At 43.0% G+C, this 379-nt stretch carries 1 protein-coding gene; it reads left to right on the forward strand.

All coding sequences use genetic code 11. The annotated features are described in order from the left end of the window. On the forward strand, positions 1–379 hold a 379-nt coding region (locus tag LJE09_RS17530; RefSeq protein WP_227311623.1), incomplete at both ends, for a response regulator transcription factor.

Consider the following 379-nt stretch of genomic DNA (forward strand, 5'->3'; position numbering starts at 1 on the left):
AAGCTGATTTTTGTAATACCGGAAAAGAGGGCTTACAAAAATTAAGAGAGCAGGAGTATCAGCTTGTGGTGCTGGATGTGATGATGCCTGGTATGGATGGCTTTGAAACGCTGGAAGAAATCCGCAAAGAGAACAGTCTGCCGATTTTGATGTTCACATCTAAAAATGACAGCATTTCTAAAGTACGGGGCTTACGGGCCGGAGCGGACGATTATCTTACAAAACCGTTTGATATGGATGAACTGATTGCCCGTATTGCGTCTCTTATTCGCCGCTACACTCGCTTTAATCAGCAAGCTGGAGCCATACAAAAGCTAAATTTTGACGGATTGCAGATTGACCTTGAAAATCGTTCTGTTACTACATCAAACGGCACTTT

The sequence above is a fragment of the Blautia sp. DFI.3.45 genome (assembly GCF_020593505.1).
In the GTDB taxonomy this organism is placed as follows: domain Bacteria; phylum Bacillota; class Clostridia; order Lachnospirales; family Lachnospiraceae; genus Blautia_A; species Blautia_A wexlerae.